At 31.9% G+C, this 24,253-nt stretch carries 22 protein-coding genes; 13 read left to right on the top strand and 9 right to left on the bottom strand.

The features are described 5' to 3' along the window. The first annotated feature begins 83 nt into the window (after positions 1 to 83). From lysS to Q0663_RS03245, 3 genes are all read left to right on the top strand, one after another. Complete coding sequence (gene lysS, locus Q0663_RS03255; protein WP_299006240.1) at positions 84 to 1,781, top strand: lysine--tRNA ligase; 1,698 nt, start codon at positions 84 to 86, stop codon at positions 1,779 to 1,781. Between the two features lie 170 nt (positions 1,782 to 1,951). Next, positions 1,952 to 2,803, top strand: coding sequence for a ChaN family lipoprotein (locus tag Q0663_RS03250; RefSeq protein WP_299006238.1), 852 nt, complete (start codon positions 1,952 to 1,954; stop codon positions 2,801 to 2,803). A gap of 65 nt (positions 2,804 to 2,868) precedes the next feature. Further along, positions 2,869 to 4,896: a ComEC/Rec2 family competence protein gene (locus tag Q0663_RS03245; protein WP_299006235.1), complete on the top strand. Its 2,028-nt coding sequence runs from the start codon at positions 2,869 to 2,871 to the stop codon at positions 4,894 to 4,896. A gap of 3 nt (positions 4,897 to 4,899) precedes the next feature. On the opposite strand, the gene Q0663_RS03240 is transcribed toward Q0663_RS03245, so the two are convergent. The 4 genes from Q0663_RS03240 to Q0663_RS03225 all read right to left on the bottom strand — a co-directional run bounded on the left by Q0663_RS03240 (position 4,900) and on the right by Q0663_RS03225 (position 11,057). After that, positions 4,900 to 5,421: a DUF255 domain-containing protein gene (locus tag Q0663_RS03240; RefSeq protein ID WP_299006231.1), complete on the bottom strand. Its 522-nt coding sequence runs from the start codon at positions 5,419 to 5,421 to the stop codon at positions 4,900 to 4,902. 98 nt (positions 5,422 to 5,519) lie between these two features. Further along, on the bottom strand, positions 5,520 to 7,280 hold the full coding sequence (locus Q0663_RS03235) for a peptide MFS transporter (protein ID WP_299006228.1): 1,761 nt from the start codon (positions 7,278 to 7,280) through the stop codon (positions 5,520 to 5,522). Positions 7,281 to 7,348: 68 nt separating this feature from the next. Further along, positions 7,349 to 8,893 (bottom strand): peptide MFS transporter, encoded by a 1,545-nt coding sequence (locus Q0663_RS03230; protein ID WP_299006225.1) that lies wholly within the window; start codon positions 8,891 to 8,893, stop codon positions 7,349 to 7,351. A 16-nt stretch (positions 8,894 to 8,909) separates the two neighbouring features. Continuing rightward, positions 8,910 to 11,057 carry a S9 family peptidase gene (locus tag Q0663_RS03225; protein ID WP_299006222.1) on the bottom strand — a complete coding sequence of 716 codons (2,148 nt, stop codon included), beginning with the start codon at positions 11,055 to 11,057 and terminating at the stop codon, positions 8,910 to 8,912. Positions 11,058 to 11,199: 142 nt separating this feature from the next. Between Q0663_RS03225 and Q0663_RS03220 the strand changes: the two genes are divergently transcribed. The 3 genes from Q0663_RS03220 to Q0663_RS03210 all read left to right on the top strand — a co-directional run bounded on the left by Q0663_RS03220 (position 11,200) and on the right by Q0663_RS03210 (position 15,188). After that, positions 11,200 to 12,933, top strand: a complete 1,734-nt coding sequence (locus tag Q0663_RS03220) for a hydroxymethylglutaryl-CoA reductase, degradative (RefSeq protein ID WP_299006219.1) — start codon at positions 11,200 to 11,202, stop codon at positions 12,931 to 12,933. Next, the gene (locus Q0663_RS03215) at positions 12,933 to 13,859 is read left to right on the top strand and encodes a GYDIA family GHMP kinase (RefSeq protein WP_299006216.1); all 927 of its coding nucleotides are present in this window, start codon (positions 12,933 to 12,935) and stop codon (positions 13,857 to 13,859) included. Before Q0663_RS03220 ends, Q0663_RS03215 begins: the two co-directional genes overlap by 1 nt. A gap of 120 nt (positions 13,860 to 13,979) precedes the next feature. Beyond that, on the top strand, positions 13,980 to 15,188 hold the full coding sequence (locus Q0663_RS03210; protein WP_299006213.1) for an NAD(P)/FAD-dependent oxidoreductase: 1,209 nt from the start codon (positions 13,980 to 13,982) through the stop codon (positions 15,186 to 15,188). 65 nt (positions 15,189 to 15,253) lie between these two features. On the opposite strand, the gene Q0663_RS03205 is transcribed toward Q0663_RS03210, so the two are convergent. Continuing rightward, positions 15,254 to 15,556, bottom strand: a complete 303-nt coding sequence (locus tag Q0663_RS03205; RefSeq protein WP_299006211.1) for a hypothetical protein — start codon at positions 15,554 to 15,556, stop codon at positions 15,254 to 15,256. Between the two features lie 23 nt (positions 15,557 to 15,579). After that, positions 15,580 to 15,810 carry a hypothetical protein gene (locus Q0663_RS03200; RefSeq protein WP_125066775.1) on the bottom strand — a complete coding sequence of 77 codons (231 nt, stop codon included), beginning with the start codon at positions 15,808 to 15,810 and terminating at the stop codon, positions 15,580 to 15,582. A 78-nt stretch (positions 15,811 to 15,888) separates the two neighbouring features. On the opposite strand from Q0663_RS03200, the gene Q0663_RS03195 reads away from it, so the two are divergent. The 5 genes from Q0663_RS03195 to Q0663_RS03175 are packed head-to-tail and all read left to right on the top strand — an operon-like array spanning position 15,889 to position 20,269. Beyond that, the gene (locus tag Q0663_RS03195; protein WP_299006201.1) at positions 15,889 to 16,974 is read left to right on the top strand and encodes a diphosphomevalonate decarboxylase; all 1,086 of its coding nucleotides are present in this window, start codon (positions 15,889 to 15,891) and stop codon (positions 16,972 to 16,974) included. 13 nt (positions 16,975 to 16,987) lie between these two features. Continuing rightward, positions 16,988 to 17,482 (top strand): toxin-antitoxin system YwqK family antitoxin, encoded by a 495-nt coding sequence (locus Q0663_RS03190; protein WP_159494825.1) that lies wholly within the window; start codon positions 16,988 to 16,990, stop codon positions 17,480 to 17,482. Positions 17,483 to 17,533: 51 nt separating this feature from the next. After that, positions 17,534 to 18,460: a mevalonate kinase gene (locus tag Q0663_RS03185; protein WP_299006189.1), complete on the top strand. Its 927-nt coding sequence runs from the start codon at positions 17,534 to 17,536 to the stop codon at positions 18,458 to 18,460. Positions 18,461 to 18,469: 9 nt separating this feature from the next. Then, positions 18,470 to 19,387: a geranylgeranylglycerol-phosphate geranylgeranyltransferase gene (locus tag Q0663_RS03180; protein WP_299006187.1), complete on the top strand. Its 918-nt coding sequence runs from the start codon at positions 18,470 to 18,472 to the stop codon at positions 19,385 to 19,387. 45 nt (positions 19,388 to 19,432) lie between these two features. Further along, positions 19,433 to 20,269: a pseudouridine synthase gene (locus Q0663_RS03175; RefSeq protein ID WP_299006184.1), complete on the top strand. Its 837-nt coding sequence runs from the start codon at positions 19,433 to 19,435 to the stop codon at positions 20,267 to 20,269. Between the two features lie 36 nt (positions 20,270 to 20,305). Here the strand turns inward: Q0663_RS03175 and Q0663_RS03170 are convergent, their stop codons facing one another. The 3 genes from Q0663_RS03170 to Q0663_RS03160 are packed head-to-tail and all read right to left on the bottom strand — an operon-like array spanning position 20,306 to position 23,391. After that, complete coding sequence (locus Q0663_RS03170) at positions 20,306 to 20,671, bottom strand: heavy-metal-associated domain-containing protein (protein WP_299006181.1); 366 nt, start codon at positions 20,669 to 20,671, stop codon at positions 20,306 to 20,308. Between the two features lie 26 nt (positions 20,672 to 20,697). Beyond that, the gene (locus Q0663_RS03165) at positions 20,698 to 22,923 is read right to left on the bottom strand and encodes a TonB-dependent receptor (protein WP_299006178.1); all 2,226 of its coding nucleotides are present in this window, start codon (positions 22,921 to 22,923) and stop codon (positions 20,698 to 20,700) included. A gap of 57 nt (positions 22,924 to 22,980) precedes the next feature. Then, complete coding sequence (locus Q0663_RS03160) at positions 22,981 to 23,391, bottom strand: hypothetical protein (protein WP_299006176.1); 411 nt, start codon at positions 23,389 to 23,391, stop codon at positions 22,981 to 22,983. A 108-nt stretch (positions 23,392 to 23,499) separates the two neighbouring features. On the opposite strand from Q0663_RS03160, the gene Q0663_RS03155 reads away from it, so the two are divergent. Beyond that, positions 23,500 to 23,952, top strand: coding sequence for a GAF domain-containing protein (locus Q0663_RS03155; RefSeq protein ID WP_299006173.1), 453 nt, complete (start codon positions 23,500 to 23,502; stop codon positions 23,950 to 23,952). Between the two features lie 86 nt (positions 23,953 to 24,038). Then, positions 24,039 to 24,164 carry a hypothetical protein gene (locus tag Q0663_RS03150; protein WP_299006170.1) on the top strand — a complete coding sequence of 42 codons (126 nt, stop codon included), beginning with the start codon at positions 24,039 to 24,041 and terminating at the stop codon, positions 24,162 to 24,164. Positions 24,165 to 24,253: the final 89 nt, after the last annotated feature.

The raw sequence follows: 24,253 nt of genomic DNA, 5'->3' as shown, positions 1-24,253 counted from the left end.
TCTATGTGATACTACCGTTGTCTAATTTTGTAATTGATTGTATCTTTGAACCTTTAAATTAAAATTACTTAAAAATTAAGTCAATGCAATTATCAGAACAAGAAGTTGTACGTAGAGAAAAACTATCAAAATTACGTGAACTGGGTATCAATCCATATCCAGCAGATTTATTTCCATTCAATTCAAATTCCAAACAGATTAAACAGGAGTTTAAGGAAGGTAAGAAGGTAGTGATTGCTGGTAGATTAATGTCTCGTCGTATTCAAGGAAAAGCTTCTTTTGCTGAATTGCAAGATAGTGAAGGACGCATTCAAGTATATTTTAACAGAGATGAAATTTGTATAGGTGAAGACAAAACTTTGTACAACGAGGTATACAAAAAGTTATTAGATATAGGTGATTTTGTAGGTATTGAAGGTGAGTTGTTTAAAACTCAGGTTGGTGAGATCACCGTGATGGTAAAAGATTTTAAGTTATTAAGTAAGTCTTTAAAGCCATTACCATTACCTAAAGTAGACGCTGAAGGAAATACCTTTGACGGATTTACAGATCCTGAGATGCGTTACCGTCAACGTTATGCTGATTTAGTTGTGAATCCACAAGTAAAAGAAGTTTTTGTAAAGCGTACTAAGTTATTCAATGCGATGCGTCAGTTTTTTAATGATGCAGGATATTTTGAAGTAGAAACGCCAATTTTACAACCAATACCAGGTGGTGCAGCTGCAAGGCCATTTATTACACATCACAACGCATTAGACATTCCGTTATACATGCGTATTGCAAATGAGTTATACTTAAAACGTTTGATTGTTGGTGGTTTTGACGGTGTGTATGAGTTTTCGAAAAACTTCCGTAACGAAGGAATGGACAGAACACACAACCCAGAGTTTACGGCAATGGAAATTTATGTAGCTTACAAAGACTACAACTGGATGATGGAGTTCACCGAAAAACTATTAGAGCACTGTGCTTTAGCAGTGAACGGAACTACCGAAGCTACGTTTGGAGAGCATAAAGTAGATTTTAAAGCTCCATATGCGCGTGTTACGATGGCTGACTCTATCAAACACTTTACTGGTTTTGACATCAACGGAAAATCGGAAGATGAAATCCGTAAAGCTGCTCAAGACATGGGTATCGAAGTAGATGATACGATGGGTAAAGGAAAGTTAATTGATGAAATTTTTGGTGAGAAATGTGAAGGAAACTACATTCAACCAACCTTTATTACCGATTACCCGAAGGAAATGTCTCCGTTGTGTAAAGAGCACCGTGACAATCCTGAATTAACTGAGCGTTTTGAGTTAATGGTATGTGGTAAAGAAATTGCTAATGCCTACTCTGAATTAAACGATCCTATCGATCAGCGTGAGCGTTTTGAAGCACAATTAAAATTAGCAGCTCGTGGTGATGATGAAGCTGGTGAATTTATCGATCAAGATTTCTTACGTGCCTTAGAATATGGTATGCCTCCTACTTCTGGATTAGGAATTGGAATGGACCGTTTAATTATGTATTTAACGAACAATCCTTCAATTCAAGAAGTGTTATTCTTCCCACAAATGAAACCTGAGAAGAAAGCTCCTACAGTTGAATTAAACGACGATGAAAAAGCTGTATTAGCTTTATTAGAAAAAGCTGAAAGAATAGGTTTAAATGAGTTAAAAACTCAAAGTGGTTTATCTAATAAAAAGTGGGACAAAACTATTAAAGGACTAACTAAAAACAGTCTTGCTAAAGTTGAAAAAACAGCGGAAGGTTTATTTGTAGAAATCGTATAAGTTATTTCTGAAACTTAATATAATTAAAAAGCAATCTTACTTCGGCTACGCTCAGTAACCAGTAAGGTTGTTTTTTTTGTTTGATATTTCTACCATTTTAAATAACTTAGCTACTAACGGATATGAGTTATCAAATTGAACTCTAATTCTGTCAATTAAAACAAACCAATATGAAAAAGACTACCTTTTTACTTCTATTCTTGTTTGTCGCTCTTAACTTAGTTGCTCAAAAAAGGGCTTATAAAATATACAATGCTAAAGGAAAGAAAGTTTCTTATAACAGAATGCTTAAAAAAATAGCAAAAAATGATATTGTTTTGTTTGGAGAACTTCATAATAACCCTATTGCGCATTGGCTTCAGTATGAAGTGACCAACGACCTTAACAAAACACGAAAACTTATTTTAGGTGCTGAAATGTTTGAAGCTGATAATCAACAACCTTTAAATCAATATGTAAACGGTAGTATAAACAGCAAACAATTAGATACCTTGGCTAGATTATGGTCGAACTATAAAACTGATTATGCTCCACTTGTAAATTTTGCAAAAGACCAAAAACTGAACTTTGTTGCAAGCAACATTCCTAGAAGATATGCTAATTTGGTGTATAAAAAAGGATTTGAAGCGCTTGATGCTTTATCAGACACAGAAAAATCATGGATTGCTCCTTTGCCTATAAAATTTGATAGCGAATTACCTACCTATAAAAAAATACTAACGATGATGGGAGATCATGGTACTCCAAAATTGGTTATGGCTCAAGCCATAAAAGATGCTACTATGGCACATTTCATTTTGAAAAACCACCTACCTAATCATCTGTTTTTGCATTATAACGGAGCTTATCACTCTGATTATTATGAAGGAATTTTATGGTATTTGAAGAATGAAAATCTAAATTTAAACTATGCAACAATCACCACGGTTTTGCAAAAGGACATTAACAAGCTTGAAAAAGAAAACCGTAAAAAAGCTGATTTTATTATTTGTGTAGATGATAATATGACTACAACTTATTAGTTATATTTCTCTCTAATTCAAATGAATACTATTTTTATTTAATTTTTTCATAACTTTAAAAGGTTATGAAAAAGCTGCTTACATACCCTCCTTTTCATTTTTTGCTATGTGTGATTATTGGAATAATAATTCAGTTTTACACACAGATTTGGCATTTTAACCTTCTTTATTTAGGAGTTTTATTACTAGTTTTTCTAAATGCTCTCTACTTTTTAAAAAGGTTTCAAATGCGAAAAGTGTTTAGTATCGTTAGCTTACTATTATTTGTTTCTATCGGAATTAGCACTGCCTATATTCACAATCCAAAGAATTATACGAATTATTACGAACATCAATTAACAGATGACTCATCATCTGTACTAACTATTCAAAAAGTATTAAAACCCGGAAATTATTATACAAAATACATTGCTAAAGTTTCTCAGGTTGATTCCTCCAAAACAAACGGAACTATTCTTCTAAACATTCAAAAAGACAGTACAGAAACCTCTCTTACTGTCGGTAATCAGATTTTTATTAAAACACCTTTTAAAGAATTGATTCCACCTTTAAACCCACATCAATTTGATTATAAACAGTATTTAGCAAAACAGTACATCTATCATCAAGTGTTTTTAAGTAAACAGCAATTTAAACAGCTTCATGATGCAGGTTTTTCTTTAATCAATTTATCAGCTAGTATTAGAGAAAAAGTACAAAATTCTTTAAAACAATATCATTTTTCAAACAATGAATTTGCTGTGATTAATGCTTTACTACTTGGTCAACGTCAAGAAATCTCTAAAGAATTATTAGAAAGCTATACCAATGCAGGTGCAATTCATATCCTAGCCATTTCAGGGCTGCATATTGGTATTTTGTTATTGCTACTCTCCTATCTATTTAAACCTTTGGAAAAACTTCCTCATGGAATGCTTATTAAAACTACTTGCATCATCTTATTACTTTGGTCTTTTGCTTTTATTGCAGGTTTATCAGCTTCTGTAGTACGTGCCGTAACCATGTTTACTTTTGTAGCTATCGGATTGTCTTTTAAACGGAAGAAGGTTATTGAGTTTTCTTTAATTAGTTCCATGCTATTTTTACTATTGATAAGACCCATGTTCTTATTTGATGTTGGATTTCAACTCAGTTATTTAGCCGTTTTTGGTATTGTTTGGGTACAACCATTACTTTATGATTATTGGAAACCTAATTTACGAGTTCTCGACAAAGGTTGGCAACTATTTACAGTTTCAATAGCCGCACAAGTAGGAATCTTACCTATTAGCTTATATTATTTTCATCAGTTTCCAGGATTGTTTATTTTATCTAACTTAATTATCATTCCCGTTTTAGGAACAATTTTAGGCTGCGGAATCGTAATTATTCTATTAGCAACCTTCAATATCTTGCCTCAATCTATAGCTAATGCGTACGGATTCGTAATTTCTTTGATGAACCACTTCGTTGATTGGGTTGCTCATCAAGAAGATTTTTTATTAACAGAAATATCGATGTCTTTCTGGGCGATGTTGGCTTGGTATGTATTTACCATCTTCTTCTTTCAATTTTGGATTCGGAAAACGGCTAAAAGTATTGTTTTGTTATTTACATCAATTCTTCTTGTACAAGGAATCTATTTTTATGAAAAACAAGAGAAGGAAAACAAAAGTGAGTTTATTGTATTTCACAAAAGCAGGCATACTGTTTTAGGAAAAAGAAATGGTAACGAACTACACGTTTTTAGTTCGATAAGTGATTCCATTCTTCAACAAGAAAAACTTTTACAATCATACAGAATTGGTGAACATATTCTTTCTAAAAATACAGATTCAGTATTTAACGTTACATCTTTCAACAACAAACAAATCTTGATTATAGATAGCTTAGGCGTTTATCAAATTAACGGACTTAAAAATCCGATAGTGCTACTACAAAACAGTCCTAAAATCAATTTAAACAGATTAATTACTACGCTAAAACCTCAACAAATAATTGCGGATGGAAGCAACTACAAATCGTATGTTAATAGATGGAAAGAAACTTGCAACAAACAAAAAACACCATTTTGGTATACAGGTCAAAATGGTGCTTATATTATTAATGAATAGTTATTACATGGCGCTTTTAAAGTTTTTTTCAAACTCTTTCCATGGTATATTCTTGTAGTTATCTTTGTTAAAATAGGCTAAGATTTTTTCGAATCTTTTTTCTTCTAAATACCCAGGAACATTTTGTAACAATTGTCTTTCTGTGTTAAAAAATGCTGTTGAAGGATAGCTTAATTGCCCTTTCATAATCGCTGCTGCTAATTCATGATATCCTCTTCTACCCTGTGCTTGGTAAGTGAAAGTTCTTCCTTGAAACATAATATCGTGTTTAGTTTCACCATTTAACTTTACAGGGTAGTAATGTGTATTGATGTAATCTATAATTACCTTGTTTTGGTACGTTGTTTTATCCATTTTTTTACACCATCCGCACCAATCAGTATAAATATCTACCATAATTGGCTTAGGCTCTTTCTCACTCATTTCCATCGCTTCTTCAAAAGTTAACCAATTAACTTTATTCTCTTGTGCTCTTATTCCAAATGAAATAATGGCGAAAACCGCTACTACTATTATTTTTTTCATATCCTTAAAGTCTCAATAAGTATTCCAAAATTACAAAAAAACCTGCCAACTTTGATATTGACAGGTTTTAATAAGTTATTTTTAACGTTTACTTAGGGTTATTTCACCCCATGCATTAATTTTTTAATTACTGGATTTAAAGCTATCACTAAAAGTCCTGCAATTGTTGGTACAATTGTAAAAATTAAGAAGAAAGTTGACAAACTGTATTCTTTTGTAATGTTTTCAATTTGACCTCCTAAAACTGCTGCCAACTTGTTTCCGATTGCAATAGCTAAGTACCACATACCAAACATAAATGCGATCATACGTGCTGGAACTAGTTTAGATACATACGAAAGTCCTACTGGTGACAAGCATAATTCACCTAATGTATGGAATAAATATGCTAAGATTAACCATACCATACTTACTTTAACTCCATCAGTTATTCCGTAAGCTCCAAATGCTAATAAACCAAAACCTACAGCCATAATAATTAAACCTAAACCGTATTTAACTGCTGCAGATGGATTGTATTTTGAATCCCACCACTTAGAGAATAAGTTTGCAAATGCAATGATAAAGAACGAGTTTAAGATTGAGAACCAAGAAACTGTAATTTCTGAAGCTTCAGCAGAAAACTCAGCATATAGCATCCATCCTACTAATGCCCAAACCCCTAAGAAACATACTGCTAACACAATGTTTGACGCTGGAATTCTTTTACCTGTTTCTTTTCCTAACAAATACAACACCCAAGTAATAATTAGTAAAGGAATTACTGTTAATAATGTATTTACTATGTTAAATACTGTTTGTGCATTACCTGTTAATACTCTATCCACATTATCACGCGCGAAAAGGATTAATGAAGTTGCACCTTGCTCGAAACTCATCCAGAAGAATACCGTAAAGAATGCGAAAATAATTACCGCTATCATTCTATCTCTTACAATTCTGGTATATCTTGATATACGAGAAATTGTCAAGAATAAGAATACCGCTAAACCAAATAATACAGCTACGTATTGACCATCAAAATCACCTACTTTTAAGGCTCCGAAAAGATCTATTCCTCCAATTTTTGATAACGGATCGTTAATTGCATATCCTAAACCAATTACCGAAGCAATCGCGATTAAAATTTTATCTAAACTTGTAAAAGGGTTTGTTTTATCGCTATCGTTAGATGTTTCTGTAGCTGATACTTCAGCTTCCTCTTTTCCATTTTTAGAAGGAACATCTCCAATAGTACCGAATAATGGTTTCGCTAACCAAAATTGTAACGTTCCTAATAACATGAAGATTCCAGCTAAACCGAATCCCCAAGACCAACCTACTTTTTCTGCTAAGTATCCACATAGCATCATTCCAAAGAAAGCTCCTGCGTTAACTCCCATGTAAAAAATAGTATAAGCACCATCTTTCTTTTCTGGTAAGTCTTTATACATTTCTGAAATAATAGACGTCATGTTAGGCTTAAAAAAACCTGTACCTATTACTAATAAAGCTAAACCTACATATAACCAAAACTCTGTTTCAATAGCCATTGCAGCATGCCCTAAGGTCATAATGATCGAACCAATAACTACTGCCCAACGGTATCCTGTTAATTTATCGGCTATGATACCTCCTAAAATTGGGGTTAAGTATAATAACATTGCATAGGTACCAAATAATGCTCCTGCGTTTTCTGCAGACCACTCCCAACCTGGATTAGCGCCAATTGCTGCTGCTGTTAAAAAGTTTATTAATAATACACGCATTCCGTAAAACGAAAAACGCTCCCACATTTCTGTGAAAAAAAGCACAAATAATCCCGAAGGATGCCCTAGTACTTTTGATTTAAAAAAATCATTTGATGTAACTGAACTCATATTTATTTATCGTTTATATATAACAAACCTCATGATAAAAAAACTATCATGAGGTTAAATGTTCCTTATTATTTTACTCCGTGCATTAACTTTTTAAGTGGAAAACTTAAAAGGAATAATACAATACCTCCTGTGATTGGTATCCAAACTAAGATGTTAAAGAAATCAGACATAGAAGATTCTTGAGCTATCTTTTCCATATAACTTGAAAAAGTTCCTGCAATCATATTCCCCATAGCAGAAGCAAAAAACCAAATACCAAACATAATACCTAGTAATCTTTTTGGTGATAATTTATTTACATAAGAAAGTCCTACTGGAGACAAACTTAACTCTCCCATTGTGTGTAATAAGTATGCAAAAACTAAAAAGATCATACTAGCCTTTTGCACTGAATCTCCACCAATATTTGCCGCTCCTATTACCATAGGTATGAAACCTAATCCTAATAATATTAAACCGATAGCAAATTTTTGAGGTCCATTAGGGTTGTATTTTGTCTTTGCCAACTTTTGCCAAATCCAAGAAAATAATGGCGCTAAAGTGAAGATAAATAACGCATTTAAACTTTGAAACCATGTTGCTGGTACCTCCGGGTTTTCATCAAAAAACTGATTGTAAATCATGTATCCAATAATTCCCCACAAAATAACAACACTTAGTGCCATAAACATCATTGCTGTAGCATACGTTTTACCAATTGCTTTAAACATTCCTACAAATAACCATGTTAAAATTATTACTGGTAAAGCTGATAGTAAAGCTCCAAAAATTTTAAATACAATTACTCCTGTCCCTTCTAAACTTCTATCAGTATATTCACTTGCAAAAATATTCATACTTGAACCTGCTTGCTCAAATGCCGCCCAGAAAAAGATAGAGAAAAACGCTAAGACACCAACAACTATTAACCTCTGAGTTTCAACTTTTGTTAATGGCTTTTTTTCTATTTCTGTAGTTTCTTTAGAAACTTCTTTCTTTGGCGCTAATCCAATTTCTCCAAACATTTTTTGCGCTAAATGGAACTGAATTAATCCTATAAACATGAATATACCTGCTAACCCAAAACCATAGTGCCATCCTAAAGTTTCTCCTAAGTAACCACATAAAATTGATCCTAAGAAAGCTCCTACATTGATTCCTTGGTAAAAAATAGTATATCCTGAATCCTTTTTATCACTTCCTTCTGGGTATAATTGCCCTACAATTGAAGAAATGTTAGGTTTAAAGAATCCGTTACCTACAATTAATAAACCAAGCCCTAGATAAAACGCTGGCATCGGTTCAAAAGCTAATGATAAATGCCCTAATGTCATTAATACAGCTCCTATAATAATAGCTTTTCTAAATCCTAAAATTTTATCGGCAATAATTCCACCAATGATTGGAGTAATGTAAACAAGCATTGTGTACCAACCGTATAAACTACTAGCATCACTTTTAGTCCACCCTAAGCCTGGATTATCACTTGCTACTTCACTAATTAAATATAAAACCAGTAAAGCTCTCATTCCGTAATATGAAAAACGTTCCCACATCTCTGTAAAGAACAGCATAAATAATCCTACTGGATGTCCAAATATTTCCCGTTCGGTTGCTACATTTTTAGCCATAATATATTGTTTTAGTTTATAAGTTGTTTTTAATAAAGTTGGTCATTTTGGTATACAGGTGTAAACGAGTATTTCCTCCATAAACACCATGATTCTTATCTGGATACATTCCCCACTCAAATTGCTTATTAGCTTGAATTAACGCTTCTGCCATTCTGTAAGCATTTTGTACGTGTACGTTATCATCACCTGTTCCGTGAATTAATAAATACTTTCCTTTTAATAACTCAGGATAGTTCAATGGTGAATTATCATCGTACCCTGCAGGATTTTCCTCTGGAGTACGCATGTAACGCTCAGTATAAATAGTGTCGTAAAAACGCCATGTAGTTACTGGTGCCACAGCTATTGCAGCTGCAAACACATCGTTTCCTTTTAATAAACAGTTCGTACTCATATGACCTCCAAAAGACCATCCCCAAATACCAATTCTATTCGCGTCAACATATGGTAATTTTGCTAACTCTTTAGCCACCGAAATTTGGTCTTCAGTTTCATGCTTCACCAAGTTCATATAAGTAACTTTCTTAAAATCACGACCTTTAAAACCTGTTCCTCTACCATCAACACAAACAACAATATATCCATCTTGTGCTAACATTTGATGCCAATAATCATTTGAACCATTCCAACTATTTTTTACATTTTGAGAACCTGGCCCTGAATATTGATACATTAAAACTGGATACTTTTTATTTGCATCAAAGTTTGCAGGCTTAATAGTGTACATATTTAAGTCGTTACCGTTAACATTAATAGTAGAAAACTCTTTTTTACTTAAATTATATCCTGCAATAGTTTCTTTTAAAGCTGCGTTATCTTTTATAGTTTTTAATACTTTACCTTCATCATTTCTTAGCGTGTAAACTGGTGGTGTATTTGCATCAGAAAAAGTATTGATGAAATAGTGCATGTTTTTACTAAAAGCAGCGTTGTTTGTTCCTGTAGAGTTACTCAATAACTTTTTGTTGTTACCGTCTAAAGAAATGCTATACACTCCTCTATTAATAGAACCGTTTTCTACTGATTGGTAATAAATAGTTTTCTTATCAGCATTATATCCGTAGTAAGAAGTAACTTCCCAATTTCCTTTCGTTACTTGATTTAATAATTTACCGTCTTTATCATAGTGATAAATATGGTTGTATCCATCTTTTTCACTTGTCCAAATAAAGCTATTATCGTCTAAAAAAGTTAGGTCGTCTGTAATATCTACATATGCTTTATCTGTTTCATTTAAAACTACAGAACTATTAAAAGTAGTTGCATCAACAAAATACATTTTTAAATCATTTTGATGACGGTTCAATGTTCTAACAGCTAATATGTTTGGATTGTTTGTCCAGTTAATTCTAGGAATATATTCATAATCTCCTACTCTAATTTCTGCAGTTTTATTCGTTTCTAATGAAAATATACGTAAAGCTACTTTAGCATTTTCTTCACCTGCCTTTGGGTATTTGAATACATGTTGTGTTGGGTATTTTTCTTTTCCATACACATCCATTGAAAAAGTTTTAACCTTACTTTCATCAAAACGTAAATAAGCTAAGTTTTTGCTATCTTTACTCCATTCAAAAGCTTTTACAAAACCAAACTCTTCTTCATAAACCCAATCAGTAATACCGTTAATGATTTCGTTCTTTTTACCACTATTGGTAATTTGAATTACCACATTGGCATCTGAATAATCTTTAATAAATAAATTGTTGTCTTTAGCGTATGCTATTTTTTTACTATCAGGAGAAAAAGTTGGTTCTTGAATATCTGTACCAATTAAGTCTAATGATTTTTTAGCAATATCATACACATAAAATGTACCTAAATATGAGTGACGGAAAATTTGTTTGAAGTTTGTTCCTAAAATTAATTTGGTCTCATCATTATTAAAACTATATGATTGAAAATATTTTAATCCAGCTAAATCTTTACTATCAACAATCGTTGCAACTTTTTCTAATGTTTCATAACTGTACTTATCTACAGTAGAACTTCCATTCTCATAATTTAATAACGAATAAAAATCTCCATTCATAGAATTTAAAGAGTTCATATAATCGGCTCTAAATGTGCCTTTTCGCCATATATCCTCTAAAGAAATATCTTTTTTTTGAGCTTGTACTAGCGAAGATATCCCAATAAACAATAATAATAATTTCTTCATGTTAAGTTGTTGTTTATCTAAAAAGTTTGCCAAGTTTACGGAAAAATAGCCAAAAACCCGCTCAAAAAAATCATAAAAACCAAATAACACAAGCATTTTAACATGATTCACGTATCTTTGAGCCATCAAAAATGAATTGAGAATGTCTAAAACGATCTCTGGTTTTTCTAAACTTACCAAAGAAGAAAAAATAGACTGGTTGGCAAAAACTTACTTTAACAATCAACCAGAAATTACACAAACTATTACGCAATATTGGAATGTAGACGAGAAGCTACAACAATTGCATGATGATTTTATTGAAAATACCATTTCTAATTTTTATATGCCTTACGGCATTGCTCCTAACTTTATTATTAACGGACGTAGTTATGTAATACCAATGGTGGTTGAAGAAAGCTCTGTTGTTGCTGCTGCTTCTTTAGTTGCCAAGTTTTGGAGTACTCGTGGAGGATTTAAAACAGAAGTAATTTCTACTACAAAAATTGGTCAGGTACATTTTATGTACGCTGGAGATAAAAAGGAATTACATTCTTATTTCAACGAACAAAAAACAGAATTATACACAGCTACCGCATCTATTACCAAAAACATGGAAAAACGTGGTGGCGGAATATTAGATATTCAGTTAGTTGATAAAACAGATAAGCTTGCAAACTACTATCAATTACATGTTACGTTTGAAACAAAAGATAGTATGGGAGCTAACTTTATTAATTCTTGTTTAGAAGCTATTGCAAAGACTTTTAGAAAAGATAATATTGAAATAGTTATGAGCATTCTTTCTAACTACGTTCCTGAATGTTTAGTTAGAGCGGAAGTAAGTTGTAAAGTAGCCGAATTGGGCGGAAAGAATCCTGAGAAGTTTGCTCAAAAGTTTGAACAAGCTGTTAAAATTGCAGAGGTAGAACCGTACCGTGCAGTTACGCACAACAAAGGTATTATGAACGGAATAGATGCTGTTGTATTAGCTACTGGAAACGATTTTAGAGCTATTGAAGCGGGTGCACATGCGTATGCTTCAAAAGACGGACAATATAAAAGCTTAACTCACTGTGAAGTAAAAGACGGTATTTTTAGATTTTGGATTGAAATTCCTTTAGCATTAGGAACTGTGGGTGGATTAACTGCCTTACACCCAATGGCAAAATTATCGTTAGATATGATGCAAAAACCTAGTGCTCGCACTTTAATGCAAATTATTGCTGCTGCTGGTTTAGCTCAAAATTTTGCTGCTTTGCGTGCTTTAACAACCAAAGGAATTCAACATGGGCATATGAAAATGCACTTGATGAACATCTTAAATCAACACAAAGCTACCAATAAAGAAAAAGAAATTGTAGCCGCCTATTTTGAAGACAGAACAGCTTCTCATAGTGCCGTGGTTGAAAAGTTAAATGAGCTTCGTAAGCCAAAAGTACAATGGGTAGACTTTTTAAACGTAGAAGAAGTACGTGATACTCTTTTAAGTTTAAAAGCCGATGCAAAACCTTTGTTTGGTAAAATGAGTGGACAACACATGGTAGAACATTTAAGCTTGGTTACTCAAATAGCAAATGGAAACTGGAAAGTTGACACCTATGTTTCTGATGAGAAATCAGCTAGAAGAAAACCATTTTTAAATTCTGATAATGAGTTACAAACTGGATTTAAAGCTCCATTTTTATCAGAAGCTCCAACTCCGTTAAAGTTTAGTTCTATGAACGAAGCTATTATTGATTTGATTGAGCAAGTGCAGCACTTCGAAACTGTTTTTAATGAAAATCCAAACCGAACAGTTGTACATCCATTTTTTGGAGAGCTAGATTATGAATATTGGAAAAAATTCCAAGTAAAACATTTTACACATCACTTTAAACAATTCGGACTGGTATAATGCGACACTATTCTAACGGAAAATTATTACTCACTGGAGAATATGTTGTTTTAGATGGTGCAACATCGTTAGCTATTCCTACTAAGTTTGGACAAGACTTAATTGTTGAACCAATTAAAGAATCACAACTTATCTGGGGAAGTTTTACGCATACTGGAGAATGTTGGTTCGAGGCTTCTTTTGATTTACCCAAACTACGCTTAACCTCAGCTACGTTTAATTCTGACAAAGAAGGAAGTGCTGAGTTTATTGGTGAAACACTACGTGATATTTTACAAGAAGCAAAACATTTAAATCCTGAATTTCTAACTACTGAAAACGGTTTCGTTGTAAAGACAAATCTAACATTTCCTCAAAACTGGGGATTAGGAAGTTCCTCAACCTTAATTAATAATATAGCTACTTGGGCAAATGTAAATCCGTTTACCTTACTTTGGAACGCTTTTTCTGGAAGTGGTTACGATATCGCTTGTGCAAAACATAACACTCCGATTCTATATAAACTAGAAGAAAAACAACCTCATATTCAAGAAGTAAATTTCAATCCACATTTTTCTGAAGAATTATTTTTTGTGCATTTAAACCAAAAACAAAATAGCAGAGAAGGAATTGCTCACTATAAAAAACACAAAGAAGAAGCTAAGATCTTAATTCCTGAAATTCACAATTTAACTCAAGAGTTTTTAAAAGCTAACACTTCTAAAGATTTAGAAAAAATCATTATTGAGCATGAGCAAATCATTAGTTTAATTATAAAACAAGACACTGTAAAACAAAGGTTATTTTCTGACTATTTTGGTGAAGTAAAAAGTTTAGGCGCTTGGGGTGGTGATTTTATTTTAGCTACAGGAAATGAAGATACTACAAGCTATTTTCAACAAAAAGGATTCAATACTATCCTCACCTATAAAGAAATAATTTTATAAAATTAAGCCTGTTACATCGAGTGAATTTATTGAAGAATGAAATAAATTTGTATCGAGATGATTTAAAAAAGTTCTCGATACAATTTTCTACCGAAAATTACTCGAACTGACATAAAAAAGATGAAAAAAGTTATTATTATTGGTGGTGGAGCTGCAGGTTATTTTACTGCGATTAATGCAAAAGAAATTAATCCTGAATTGGACATTACTATTCTTGAGAAAGGAAAAGAGGTTTTACAAAAAGTAAAAATTTCTGGTGGAGGTCGTTGCAATGTTACACATGCTTGTTTTGAACCTAAAGAACTAACAAAATTCTACCCGAGAGGTAAAAAGGAGTTATTAGGTCCTTTTCATAAATTCATGACGGGTGATACTTTTGAATGGTTTGAAAATCGCGGAGTTCCTTTAAAAATAGAAGAAGACAATCGAGTATTTCCAGAAGCAAATACATCACAAGCTATTATAGATTGTTTTCAAAACGCTGTTGATAACCTTGGAATTAGCGTGTTAAAAAACCATGGTGTAAACTCCATTTATCAACAAAATGAGAAATGGATTATCAACACAAAAAATCAAGATTTTGAAGCTGATTTCGTAGTGGTTGCCGCAGGAAGTAGTAAAAAAGTATGGGATTTATGTAAAACGTTAAATCACACAATTATTAAACCTGTTCCTTCTTTATTTACTTTCAACATAAAAGACAAGCGAATTATTGATTTAGGCGGAATATCAGTTCCAAATGCAGAAGTTACACTTGTTGGAACAAATTTAGAAAATTCTGGTCCATTACTAATTACCCATTGGGGCTTGAGTGGTCCTGCTATTTTAAAATTATCCGCTTTTGGTGCTCGTATTTTAGCTGATAAAAACTATCAATATAACGTATTGGTAAATTGGTTAGGACAAGATACCGATTCAGTTTTTTCAACATTACAAGAGTTAAAAAAATCACAAACTAAAAAACAAGTTAGTTTAAAATCTCCATTTAGTGATATTCCTCGCCGATTATGGGAACGTTTGGTAATGGCTTCAGAAATAAAAAACAACCAAAACTGGGCTGATTTGAGCAATAAGCAACTTCAAAACTTAGCAGATCAGTTAACCAAAGGATTATTCAATGCAAATGGACGTACTACTTTTAAAGAGGAGTTTGTTACTGCTGGCGGTATCGATTTAAAAGAAATTAACTTTAAACGTTTTGAAAGTAAAAAACACAAAAACTTGTTTTTTGTAGGTGAAGTATTAAATATTGATGCCATTACTGGTGGCTTCAACTTTCAAAATGCTTGGACAGGTGGTTTTATTTGTGCTAATGCAATTGCTGAATAAATAAAATATCATTTCGAACGAAAATAATTAAGTTTTCTCACTCCGTTCGAAATGACATGCTTTTTTTAATCTTCGTCTTCTCCTTCTTCTTCGTAGCAATTAAAAATAATAGAGTATCCATACTCTACAGCTTCTTCATACAATTCTTTTTGCTCATTATCTTCTACATCATCCACAGAATCTAACGTAAAATATTCGTCTTCTATTTCTACTACTTTCCAGCCTTCATTTTTGATATAAAACTTTGCTAATCGCATAGCTCCTTCAATATCTTTATAATCAATATACAAGCTTACATAGGCTCCGATAACTTCATCGTAATGTTCAGAAGATTTTTTTGGTTTTGCTAAGGCATTAATTAAAAACATAGATCTATTTTTTTTGTGTTATATTATGCTAATTCTCCTCTATGAGGTTTCAATGCATCTCTAAAGGTTTTCATGTATTCCTCATCAACCACCATAAAAGCAATAGTATGCATTTCGTTTAAAGATACAAAATTTACTTCATGATATGGCAAACTATCAATCTGCGCAAACTCTTTTAAATGAATACAGTGATGTTTTGCCGTTTCCAATCCATCAGGACCTTTAAAGTCCCAAATCAGTTTAATTTTTCTCATACAACAAAAATACCTAATTAAAAATTCATTAGCACAAGTGTAAGCGAAATTCTATCTTTACAGCAAAATTATTATACGTTGGATACATCAGATTTCTTATTTCTTTCTCAAGATAAAAAAGTAGATAACTTAACAGTTACATGGCAGACACCTAGTAATATTGCTTTGGTAAAATACTGGGGAAAAAGCGAACCTCAAATTCCTAAAAATGCCTCAATAAGCTTTACATTGAATAATTGCCATACAACTACAAAAATTGAATTCACAAAGACATTACCAAAAAACCAAGTAGAATTTGAATTGTACTTTGAAGGAAAAAAGAAAGATGATTTTAAACCTAAAATAGCCAAGTTCTTTGAAAGAATACAAAAATACTGTACATATATTTTAGAGTATAACATGGTTATTTCTTCTGAAAATTCATTTCCACACAGTAGTGGTATTGCTTCTTCTGCAAGTGGAATGAGTGCAATTGCTATGTGTTTAATGAATTTGGAAAAAGAATTAAATCCAAATTTAACTGATGAATATATTAATAAAAAAGCTTCTTTTTTAGCTCGTTTAGGATCAGGAAGTGCCAGTAGAAGTATTGAAGGACCATTAGTCGTTTGGGGAAATCATCCTGAGATTAAAGGAAGTTCAGATTTATTCGGCACAAAATTCCCTTATAAAGTTCATCCTATTTTTGAAGACTACCAAGATACTATTTTATTGGTTGATAAAGGTGAAAAGCAAGTTTCAAGTACTGTTGGTCACAATTTAATGCATAATCATCCGTATGCTGAAAATCGTTTTAATCAGGCCAATGAAAACTTAGAAAAACTTTCAAAAATCCTTCAAAATGGAGATATTAAAGCATTTATTGACCTTGTTGAAAGCGAAGCTTTAACATTACATGCAATGATGTTAACAAGTAGTCCATATTTCATTTTAATGAAACCGAACACGTTAGAAATCATCAATAAAATATGGGAGTACAGACATGAAAACGATAGCAATGTTTGCTTTACCTTAGATGCAGGCGCTAATGTACATGTATTATACCCTAATTCGGAAAAGATTGAAATTGAAGCGTTTATTAAGAATAATTTAGCTGCATACTGCCAAAAAAATCATTATATTTGTGATAGTGTGGGTTTTGGCGCGAGACCTATTTTAACCTAAATTCCCTACTATTATGAAAACTTCAACATTAATAATTGCCTTTTTTATTGGTTTTATAACCAATTCAGTCAATGCACAAGATACTATTTGGTTTGATAAAAACTGGCAAGAAACAACTAAAGGAGAGCATGAGTTTTATAGACCTGCTCCTAAAAGAATGAATGACGGCTTTTGGATTGTAGATTACTACAAAAATGGTCAAGTACAAATGGAGGGTTTTAGTACTGTAAAAACTCCTAACCAAGAAGAATTTGATGGTTTGGTACTATATTACCATACCAATGGCAAGCCTTTTCATAGAGCCAATTACAAAAACGGAAAACTTCACGGAATTCGAAAGGTATACTATGAATCTGGTGAGTTAAAAGAGGAAGGAAAGTATGAAGAAGGTGAAAGAGAAGGTATATGGAAAACTTTTTATAAGAATGGTAAAATAGAAACAAAAGGTAAATACCGCGATAACGAAAAAGTGGGCGTTTGGAAAACTTTTTACAAAAACGTGTACTAGTTTGTAAACTAGTAGTTTTACTTGTATGTTTGCACCGTAATTAAAACACCTATGAAAGGACCCTTATTTTACGCAAAAATATTACTCTTTGGAGAGTATGGAATTATCAAAGACTCTAAAGGATTAGCAATACCTTTTAGTTCTTATAAAGGAGCGTTAAAATCTGCAAAAAACTTAACTGGAGAAGCTGAGAAGTCAAATCAAAGCTTAGCGAAGTTTTATAGTTATTTGACTAACTTAAATTCTGAATTAGTATCTTTTGATTTAGATTCTTTGAAAAGTGATATTGATAACGGAATGTATTTCGATTCTTCAATACCTCAAGGGTACGGAGTTGGAAGTTCTGGCGCTTTAGTAGCTTCTATTTACGATAAGTACGCTAATGATAAAATTACAATTTTAGAAAACCTAACGAGAAACAAGCTTTTAACTTTAAAACAAATTTTTTCATTGATGGAGTCTTTTTTCCATGGAAAAAGCTCTGGGTTAGATCCTTTAAACTCTTATTTAAGTTTACCTATCTTAATCAATTCAAAAGAACATATTGAACCAGCAGGAATCCCTTCACAAAAAGAAGGAAAAGGAGCTGTTTTCTTATTAGATTCTGAGCAAATTGGGGAGACTGAACCAATGGTAAATATCTTTATGAATAAGATGAAAAACGAAGGTTTCAGAAAAATGATTAGCGAAGAGTTCGCAACACATACAGATGCTTGTATTGAAGATTTTTTACAGGGAAACGTAAAATCGTTGTTTGGTAACGTGAAAAAACTATCAAAAGTAGTTTTAGCTAACTTTAAACCTATGATTCCTACTGCTTTTCATAAAGTATGGGAAAAAGGCATACAAACCAACGATTACTATTTAAAGCTTTGTGGTTCTGGTGGTGGAGGTTACATCTTAGGATTTACTGAAGATTACGAAAAAGCAAAAAACAGTTTAAAAGATTATAAATTAGAATTAGTGTATCGCTTTTAAAATGCTACTATGAGTACATTTAAAAACAATACATTTTTCTTAAAAATATTTAGCCTTTTATCTGTCATAAGAGGTTATAACATCCTAGTATTAATAGCAGCCCAATATTTGGCTGCTATTTTTATTTTCTCTGATGCAAAATCAGTTAAACCTGTAGTTTTTGATTGGCATTTACTCTACTTAGTTATCGCTACTGTTTGTGTAGTTGCTTCTGGATATATCATCAATAATTTTTATGATAAAAAAGCTGATATTATTAACAGACCTATAAAAACAGGCTTAGATTCTTATGTAAAACAAGAAACAAAACTAACGTTATATTTTACACTAAATTTTATTGGTTTTTTCTTCGGATGGTTAGTTTCATGGCGAGCAGCATTGTTCTTTTCTGTATATATTTTTGGGATTTGGTTCTACTCTCATAAACTAAAAAAATATCCGTTAATAGGGTTAATAACAGCCACAGTATTAACCATACTTCCTTTTTTTATAATTTTTGTACACTATAAAAACTTTTCAAAAGTAATTTTTATACATGCTATCTTTCTTTTTTTAGTCATCATGATTCGAGAACTTATGAAGGATTTAGAAAATATTAAAGGAGCTATAGCTAATAACTACAACACTTTCCCTGTTAAATATGGAGAACGAAACACTAAAAAGTTAATTATTTTATTAATGGTATTAACTTTAGTACCTATTGGAGTTTTATTTAACTACCCTGCTATAGAATACATGAAATATTATTTTTATTTAGCTGCCATTACCTTAATATTTGTTGGTTTTTACACATGGAAATCAACAAAAAACAATCAATATAGATTAGCTCACAACATTTTAAAAATCTTATTATTAATAGGAGTCTTTAGCTTGTTATTTATCGATAAATCTTTAATTGTAGATAAAGTAGTTGAGGTTTTAGATTAAAAACCAAATAATTACCGTAAATTTGCAAACTTTTAAAATTTAATTATGAATTCAAAAAACTCGTCGAGAGGACGACAAGCTGGACGTAACAGCAATCCTCAAGGAAAAAATCAATTCAAAAAAGATTTCAGAAAACCAAAAAGTAATAAACCTACTCAGAAAAAAACTGAGGATACAGGAATTCGCTTGAACAAATTTATCTCTAATTCAGGAATTTGTTCTCGTAGAGAAGCAGATACGTATATTGAACACGGAAGTGTTTCTGTAAACGGGAAATTAGTTACGGAAATGGGTTACAAAGTGCAGCCTACTGATGAAGTTCGTTTTGATGGAACTTTAATTTCTATGGAGCAGAAACGTTACGTTTTATTAAACAAACCTAAAAATTACATTACTACTATGGAAGATGACCGTGGTCGTAAAACTGTAATGGAATTAGTAGGAAATGCCGCTAGAGAACGTATTTACCCTGTTGGAAGATTAGATAGAAATACTACTGGTTTATTATTATTTACTAATGATGGTGAATTAGCAAAAAAACTAACACATCCTAAACATAACGTTCGTAAATTATACCATGCTTCTTTAGATAAAAAATTAACCATTGCTGATTTAGAAAAATTACGTGGTGATGTAATTATTGAGGGAAGAAAAGTATTTATTGATGCCGTTTCTTACGTAGAGGGTGAAAAGAAAACTGAGGTAGGTATTGAAATTCACTCTGGTAGAAACCGTATTGTTCGTAAAATTTTTGAACATTATGGATATCATGTAAAAAAATTAGATCGTGTTATTTTTGCTGGTTTAACTAAAAAGAATTTACCTCGTGGTAGATGGCGTGAATTAACACAACAAGAAATTAACACTTTACAAATGTTATAACATAAAAATCCCGAGTATTAACTCGGGATTTTTTTATTACTTCTTTGGTTTTTTATGATCCTCTCTCACTTCTTCATCACGATATTTACAGCACTCATGTAAATTATCATATGCTTCTTTAGGCGCTTTAAACTCTTTCGTATCGTGTCCTATGCTTGCAATAGTTTTTTTAACTGTTTCTGTATTGGTCTTGCGTTCATCAATAATTAAACTTAACTCGTGAGTATTCACATCCCATTTTGCAAATTTCACTCCTTTGGTTTTTAACGCTGCTTTTTCTATACGCTGCTTACACATCATACAAACACCGTCTACTTCAAAAGATACTTTTGCATTCTTTTTCTGAGCAAATGTTGATGTGCTTAATAATAAAACAGCTGCTAATAAAAATATATTTTTCATGTGTTCTTGATTTTTAATTTATTGAATTAATCTATTTTAAATCGTAACCCTGCATAGAAGTTACTTCCAAAAACTGGTGCATATACAATAGTAGTATCAAAATTTGCACCAAATGGATTATCACTTCCCAGTATAGGATTTTTTTGTTTATAGTTTGTAATATTTTCAGCTCCAGCATACATTTCAAACTTTTTTGAAAACACTTTTGTTATTTGCGTATTTAATAAGTTATAGCTATCTGAATATGTTGGCAACTGGTTATTGGTATTAGGGAGTCGTTGCTCTCCTATCCAGTTATAGGTTACATCAAACCTCCAACTGGCATCGCTTTCTTCTGTTTTAGTTTCGTAAGATACATTGGCAAAAAAACGATGTTTAGCTTGTAATGCTTTTGCTAAGTTTCCTGATTTATAATCAGTAGAAACATCATAAAACTTATAAGAGAATCGAGTATTAAAATAAGGGATTATATTTTGATTCATTTCTATCTGGAAACTATTTGCGATACTCTTTCCTTCTAAATTATAAAAAGAAATTTCTTGTGGATTTTCCCAATCGACTACTACCTGATTTGAAAAATTTGTTTGATAAAAATCGAATGTTACATCTCCTTTTCTACCAAATAGTTTATATCCTTGTAAAAACGATACTCCGTAATTCCAAGCCTCTTCTGGGTCTAAGCCATAAATATTTCCACCTGAACTTTCAATAGTAATTGCTCGTGATGAAGCAAAAAATTGTTGATTCTCTGCAAAAATATTCGCGCTTCGTTTTCCTCTTCCTACAGAAGCTCTTAATACTCCTCTTTCCCAAGGAACATAACGCATGTGCAATCTTGGTGTTACAAAAGTCCCTAACAAGTTATGATGGTCTAATCGAACGCCTGCTATAACACTAAGATTATCTGCATTGTCATAAGCATATTCAAAAAAAGCTCCTACAGAATTCTCTTTTCTATTAAAATTAGGGGACAGCAGCTCACTAACAAACTCTTCGTAATTGTCATACGTAAGGCTAGCACCAGTTTTAAACTTATTACGAGTATCTCCAATAATAGAGCTAAACACAAAACTGCTATAAAAGCTTTGATGCTGAATGTTGTAATCTCTCAATCCAAAATACGAATCTTGTTTGTGGTTACTATATGCTGCTTGAAAGCCCATATTTTGAAATGGCATATCAGGAAACACATAACCTACTTTTACAGAAGTATCAAAACGTTTAGTTTTAATTTCGCTTCCCCAAACAGTATTTGATCCTTTATCTACTTCTGGGTCAAAACCAACTTCTCCTACTTGTTTTGAATCGTCTAAATATCTAAAATTGATAAAACTTACCCAACCTTTTTCGGCATCGGTATATTGCCAACGATTCATCACATTAATTTGTTCTGCTAATGGGTTGTCTAAAAAGTTATCCTTGTTTTTATCAAATTTTTCTCCTCTATAGTTTCCATGTACATACAACCCTGTTTGCCACTTTTCGCTCACTTTTTGATTGAAATGGGCATTGAACTCTAATCTACCTCCCAAAGCTCCATAAGCATTAAGGTAAAACTTATGATTGGTAGATGGTTTTACTAGCTCTGTATTTATTTGACCTGAAATACTTTCGAAACCATTTACAACACTTCCTGCTCCTTTTGTTATTTGAATACTTTCAACCCAAGTCCCAGGTGTAAATGTTAATCCGAATGCTTGTGCTGCTCCTCTAATTGACGGAATATTTTCTTGGGTAATTAACAAATACGGACTTGTTAATCCTAACATTTGAATTTGTTTTGTACCTGTTAACGCATCAGAAAAATTAACATCTATTGACGGATTAGTTTCAAAACTTTCTGACAGATTACAACAAGCGGCTTTTAACAACTCATCACTATTAATAGTTACCAAGTTTTGTGTTTGTAAATACGACCTTTGTGTTGAGCCTTTTTTGGCTGAAATAGCCACCTCGTTTAACGTATTACTTTCTGTTAAATAGTGATTGATTGGTTTTGTACTGCTAACATTTATTGTATCTGTCTTATAACCAACAAAACTTATAATTAATTTTTTATACTCCTTTTTATACGGAATACTAAAAGTTCCTGTTTCATTGGTGGTTGTTCCTGTATTTGTGTTTAACCAATATACATTCGCCCCAAATATTTCTAAATTATTATTATCTTTTATTACTCCTTTTAACTCTTTTTGAGCAAAAAGTGATAGAGAAATCAGTAAAAAAATACTGATTATGAAGTTTTTTTTCATTATTTATTTCATCATACTATATTATACAATTCTTATTTTTTTAGTAAGAATTGTAAATCATATGATAAAGACTTCGTGAAGCACCTGTCTGTCAAAAAATAACTTAGGTGGTACATACTGTTTATGTGGAATAATTTGTTTTTCTAAGTCTTGAAATAACAGACTGTTAAAAACATATGAAGTCACCGCTGTAGCAACCTTTATAAAGGTTATTTTTTCTACAGACGATTTTTGAATTTGAGTTTGCCCTTTTATAAGCTCTACATCGTCTTTACAACACGATGGTTCTATTGTTTTACTCTCGCAGCCGTCCTCTTCTACATCATCACAACTAGCTACATTTCCTACATAAGAAATTGCTACTAAAAAATCACCACAAAAATGCTTTTCTACATTAAAAGAGAATGTAGATAGTAATACAACTAGTGCTAAGAATATTGCTGCTATTTTAGAAATATATTTATTCATGCTCAGCAAAGGTACAAAATTTAAAAATATCTATTTTTTATCACAATTCATACAACTATTTTTGTAAGCTTTAAACTCTCTTTACGAACAAGATAAGAAACACAAACAATGAATTTACAAGAATTAAAAAATAATATTGACACAATAGTTAATAATACTTCTTCAAAAGAAGAAAAACTACAACAAATCTGCGATTATTTAGCTTCGGAAATTGCTTACTACGATTGGGTTGGTTTTTACTTTAGAAACGGAGATAAAGAAGAACTAAAGCTAGCACAATTTAATGGAGAGCCAACAGATCATACAATTATCCCTTTCGGAAAAGGAATTTGTGGTCAAGTTGCTGTTAGCAATGAAAATTTTGTAGTTCAAAATGTTAGCGAACAAGACAACTATATCTCTTGCGGATGGAAGGTGAAATCAGAAATTGTAATTCCAATTTTTGTAAACGGAGAAAACATTGGTCAAATAGATATTGATTCTCATACTATTAACCCATTTACCCCAGAAGACGAGGTTTTATTAGAGTATGTATGTAGTAAAGTAGCAAGTTTTATCTAATTTTTTAGATAATCATTTGATTATTAGTATTTTTTTTATTTTATTTGATACGTTATTATAGTAAACCCCATTTAATCCCCTTAATTATGAGCAATAGAGAACATCCTTCTTATGCAGCGTTAGGTAATGCTAATGCTCGTTCAGCATCTCAACAATCTTTACTAGAAAAATTTACTACTTGGTTTCGTAACTTTTTAGAAACTGCAGAGTAATATTTTCTTTTTTCATATTTGTTGTATGAAAGCGCCACCAGAAAAAATAATTTTGGTGGCGTTTTTTACTTTTCAAAACTTAAAATTTT

The sequence above is a fragment of the uncultured Tenacibaculum sp. genome, assembly GCF_947504135.1.
In the GTDB taxonomy this organism is placed as follows: Bacteria; Bacteroidota; Bacteroidia; order Flavobacteriales; family Flavobacteriaceae; genus Polaribacter.
This window is presented reverse-complemented; position numbering and strand designations above follow the sequence as displayed.

Excerpts from the sequence above, each read along its gene's own strand:
- lysS (WP_299006240.1), top strand. The coding sequence starts at position 84 with ATGCAATTATCAGAACAAGAAGTTGTACGTAGAGAAAAACTATCAAAA.
- Q0663_RS03250 (WP_299006238.1), top strand. The coding sequence starts at position 1,952 with ATGAAAAAGACTACCTTTTTACTTCTATTCTTGTTTGTCGCTCTTAAC.
- Q0663_RS03245 (WP_299006235.1), top strand. The coding sequence starts at position 2,869 with ATGAAAAAGCTGCTTACATACCCTCCTTTTCATTTTTTGCTATGTGTG.
- Q0663_RS03240 (WP_299006231.1), bottom strand. The coding sequence starts at position 5,421 with ATGAAAAAAATAATAGTAGTAGCGGTTTTCGCCATTATTTCATTTGGA.
- Q0663_RS03235 (WP_299006228.1), bottom strand. The coding sequence starts at position 7,280 with ATGAGTTCAGTTACATCAAATGATTTTTTTAAATCAAAAGTACTAGGG.
- Q0663_RS03230 (WP_299006225.1), bottom strand. The coding sequence starts at position 8,893 with ATGGCTAAAAATGTAGCAACCGAACGGGAAATATTTGGACATCCAGTA.
- Q0663_RS03225 (WP_299006222.1), bottom strand. The coding sequence starts at position 11,057 with ATGAAGAAATTATTATTATTGTTTATTGGGATATCTTCGCTAGTACAA.
- Q0663_RS03220 (WP_299006219.1), top strand. The coding sequence starts at position 11,200 with ATGTCTAAAACGATCTCTGGTTTTTCTAAACTTACCAAAGAAGAAAAA.
- Q0663_RS03215 (WP_299006216.1), top strand. The coding sequence starts at position 12,933 with ATGCGACACTATTCTAACGGAAAATTATTACTCACTGGAGAATATGTT.
- Q0663_RS03210 (WP_299006213.1), top strand. The coding sequence starts at position 13,980 with ATGAAAAAAGTTATTATTATTGGTGGTGGAGCTGCAGGTTATTTTACT.
- Q0663_RS03205 (WP_299006211.1), bottom strand. The coding sequence starts at position 15,556 with ATGTTTTTAATTAATGCCTTAGCAAAACCAAAAAAATCTTCTGAACAT.
- Q0663_RS03200 (WP_125066775.1), bottom strand. The coding sequence starts at position 15,810 with ATGAGAAAAATTAAACTGATTTGGGACTTTAAAGGTCCTGATGGATTG.
- Q0663_RS03190 (WP_159494825.1), top strand. The coding sequence starts at position 16,988 with ATGAAAACTTCAACATTAATAATTGCCTTTTTTATTGGTTTTATAACC.
- Q0663_RS03185 (WP_299006189.1), top strand. The coding sequence starts at position 17,534 with ATGAAAGGACCCTTATTTTACGCAAAAATATTACTCTTTGGAGAGTAT.
- Q0663_RS03180 (WP_299006187.1), top strand. The coding sequence starts at position 18,470 with ATGAGTACATTTAAAAACAATACATTTTTCTTAAAAATATTTAGCCTT.
- Q0663_RS03175 (WP_299006184.1), top strand. The coding sequence starts at position 19,433 with ATGAATTCAAAAAACTCGTCGAGAGGACGACAAGCTGGACGTAACAGC.
- Q0663_RS03170 (WP_299006181.1), bottom strand. The coding sequence starts at position 20,671 with ATGAAAAATATATTTTTATTAGCAGCTGTTTTATTATTAAGCACATCA.
- Q0663_RS03165 (WP_299006178.1), bottom strand. The coding sequence starts at position 22,923 with ATGAAAAAAAACTTCATAATCAGTATTTTTTTACTGATTTCTCTATCA.
- Q0663_RS03160 (WP_299006176.1), bottom strand. The coding sequence starts at position 23,391 with ATGAATAAATATATTTCTAAAATAGCAGCAATATTCTTAGCACTAGTT.
- Q0663_RS03155 (WP_299006173.1), top strand. The coding sequence starts at position 23,500 with ATGAATTTACAAGAATTAAAAAATAATATTGACACAATAGTTAATAAT.
- Q0663_RS03150 (WP_299006170.1), top strand. The coding sequence starts at position 24,039 with ATGAGCAATAGAGAACATCCTTCTTATGCAGCGTTAGGTAATGCTAAT.